Origin of the sequence: Xanthomonas populi (assembly GCF_002940065.1) — a bacterium.
In the GTDB taxonomy this organism is placed as follows: domain Bacteria; phylum Pseudomonadota; class Gammaproteobacteria; order Xanthomonadales; family Xanthomonadaceae; genus Xanthomonas; species Xanthomonas populi.
On sequence record NZ_MDEJ01000240.1, the window covers coordinates 1 to 2,757 of the forward strand.

The following is a 2,757-nucleotide window of genomic DNA, read 5'->3' on the forward strand; positions in this document are numbered from 1 at the left end:
ATCATGTCTGTCGTTCTCCGCTGGCAGGGCGTCAAGTCAATGATGGCAGATTGATGGGGTTTTTAGAGGCTCCTTTGAATGAATTGTTAGCCGTCAATCGCTGAGGAACTCGCGAACAATACGACTATCGGCTCCAGGGTCAATTTGCTCTAGGCGCGTAATCAGTGGAGCGATCCCAGCATCAGAGATGGCAGAGACCTGCACATACAGAACTGGGATGATAGTGCCAGGATGATCTGCCCCGACAAACGGAAGCAGTCGCAGGCTTCGCCAGACTTCACGACAGTATTCCTCTTCTGGCGCATAAGCAAAAATTGTCTAGTAATGTGAGAGGTGGTCCTGGCTTAGCTCTTTGACACTCACAGAATCCATAGGAAACTCTCCTTGACGGCTAACGCCTGAATTAAGCCGACCCGCGAAGCGGGTTCGGCTTGAATGAATTGTTAGCCCGCAGGCTTGTGTAGTTGGGTAGGCCAAGCACCTTGACCATTGCCACCCTTGAAGAAGACACGACAATTGGGCTGGATGGAGGAAATTACAAACTCCTGCTCGAAAGAGCGTAACTCTCCGTCATGCTCGAATCGAGTGAGGCAAATAACGCGATCTCCAGGCTTTAGGTTGAGCGCGAAAATTGCATCTTGGTTCTTGGCGAAAAGAGCCTCACCAATCTTGGCGCTAGCGACACGCTTTGAATCGGTGGAAACGTCTTGCCCAAGCGATGATGCGAAAGCGCGTTGACGATCGCTTGATGGCTCAGGGGGTTCGTGCCCGATTGCGGCTGCCACACGGTCCAGCAATCGGGCTGCCGCCACGTCAAACGTGTCAAGAGCAACATCGACGCCTAGCGAGGCCGCGAGCTGTATCTGCTCTTCTGATGGTCGAGATGCGGTCATTTTTTCCTGCGGGCTAGCGCTTGAATTAAGCCGACCCGCGAAGCGGATTCGGCTTGAATGAATTGTTAGGCTGCACTACGGAATCCTCGTAAAGTTGAGGCGAAAGCTAGCGTCGCTCAGCTCGCCCAGCCATAGATCATCCGTAGGGTTCAACATGCGGGCGAGGTTTCCCACGACCACTCTAATCTCTGCGGTGGTGCGTGATCCGAAGTAGACGCCGGTCAGTTCTTTGTCTGCGTACTGGTAGCGTGTGCCAGCTTCTTTGTGCAGAAGCCGCCACTCTTGCTCGTATGACCAGTCTTGCGATTTAGTGCAGTACATCTCAGTAATCTGGTCGTAGTCCTCATTGCAGAGCATCCTTTCAAGGTCAATGACGGGGAACTCCGGGCTGTAGACGACTTTGTGCAATAGGGAAAATGTTGGGCCACCGGTATCAAATTCTAGGCACATCCCTGCACCTTGAGAGGCGTAATGAGACCACATTAGAAGGTTGTCATTTTTCTCAGAGAAGCAGCAAACACCGCGATTCCTCAATGTGTTTTGAATAGTATTGGTGATCGTGTCTTGCGATGTGCTCTGTAGGAGCTTGATTATTTCTTCATCTGTTGGCCCGAGCCCAGCGGGAAGGGGTAACCTCTTGCGAATCCTCGCCAGTTGCTCATGGGTGAGGTCGGTGACCTTTGCGGAAAGAGCGCAGTCGTATGGATCATTGAAATTCTGAGGCGAGCCAAAGTACAAGGCTCGGCTAACGAGGTTTTCTAAGCTCCTTGTAGAGATCGGCTGATACTTATAGAGACGCTTTGGGGTCACGATGTGCGGCCTAACGTTGGAGTTAAGCGGAGCGCGGAACGCGCGTCCGCCTTGAACGAGTTGTTATGCCTAGGCCACGAGGATCTCTCTTGCCTTATTGATGAAATAAGAACGAAGCTCATCATCATCTGGGATGAATTTGTTAGCGCGATGTTCGACTTCGAGCATGGAGCGATATTCCTCTTTCGCCAAAAGGTCGCTCAGATATGCGTCTGCCTCAGACTCTCTTTCAATTCTGTATGACTCGATCATTTTTGATCCCTCTGCCTAACGCTGGAATTAAGCCGAGCCGCCAGGCGGCGTCGGCTTGAATGAAATGTTAGGCAACAATGCCGCGAAGCCTTCGATTTGCCAGCCGAACAAACTTTTCATGTGCCATAGTAAAGCAGGGCACCAGCAAATTTATCTCCCTCGCCTCAGCCTGGATGTGCTCAGGTGTAGGGCCAGCCGGCAAACTGTCGGGCTTTACGGATCGCAAGTGGCCCGTCGCTCCAATCGAAACGGTGTTCTTTGCAATTGCCACTCCCAACTCAGATGCCTTTTTATAGACCTTTTCGTGCGCTTTGTTCAGGCGGGAGTCGATGAACTTATGATCGACCGTTCCCCACGAATCCACATAGCGAGAGAATGGTGACCAATAAGAGTTTTTAAAAGCGCCGAGGAAGTCATGACTACGGTAGAAGTCGGCAACTCCGCTATCGACAATTAGTTCCCTGTACTGCTTATACAGGTCAATGTCGTGTTGGTTTTCCTTACCCCTCCCGCCAAATATCTCTTTGATCTTGTCCCAGAAGTACCCGATGGCGGCAATTCCACCAAGAATGGTTGCGACAATTAGTATGGAATCCATGCTGCCTCTTGTTGCCTAACGCCTGAGTTAAGCCGGCCCGCGAAGCGGGTTCGGCTTGAATGAATTGTTAGATGGTGCGCTAGGAGAACACTCGAACTGCCAGCAGTGTTGAGACCGCAAATGAAACTAGGGCCTGTTAACACTAATGGCCTGAGCGAGTAAACTATCGGGTATGGAGATCACACCAGAGCAATTTTCCCTAAT

4 protein-coding genes are annotated in these 2,757 nt (G+C 51.3%); all 4 read right to left on the bottom strand.

Going from position 1 to position 2,757, the window contains the following annotated elements:
- Nucleotides 1-443: 443 nt before the first annotated feature.
- Nucleotides 444-893 (bottom strand): hypothetical protein, encoded by a 450-nt coding sequence (locus tag XpopCFBP1817_RS20310; RefSeq protein WP_128418451.1) that lies wholly within the window; start codon nt 891-893, stop codon nt 444-446.
- Nucleotides 894-968: 75 nt separating this feature from the next.
- A complete protein-coding gene (locus XpopCFBP1817_RS20315; RefSeq protein ID WP_128418452.1) occupies nt 969-1,703 on the bottom strand; it encodes a DUF2971 domain-containing protein in 735 nt (244 codons plus the stop codon).
- 69 nt (nt 1,704-1,772) lie between these two features.
- Nucleotides 1,773-1,955, bottom strand: a complete 183-nt coding sequence (locus XpopCFBP1817_RS20320; protein ID WP_128418453.1) for a hypothetical protein — start codon at nt 1,953-1,955, stop codon at nt 1,773-1,775.
- A 67-nt stretch (nt 1,956-2,022) separates the two neighbouring features.
- A complete protein-coding gene (locus tag XpopCFBP1817_RS20325; protein ID WP_128418454.1) occupies nt 2,023-2,553 on the bottom strand; it encodes a hypothetical protein in 531 nt (176 codons plus the stop codon).
- Nucleotides 2,554-2,757: the final 204 nt, after the last annotated feature.

Coding starts and splice junctions, on each gene's coding strand:
- XpopCFBP1817_RS20325 (WP_128418454.1), bottom strand. CDS start 2,553: ATGGATTCCATACTAATTGTCGCAACCATTCTTGGTGGAATTGCCGCC.
- XpopCFBP1817_RS20310 (WP_128418451.1), bottom strand. CDS start 893: ATGACCGCATCTCGACCATCAGAAGAGCAGATACAGCTCGCGGCCTCG.
- XpopCFBP1817_RS20320 (WP_128418453.1), bottom strand. CDS start 1,955: ATGATCGAGTCATACAGAATTGAAAGAGAGTCTGAGGCAGACGCATAT.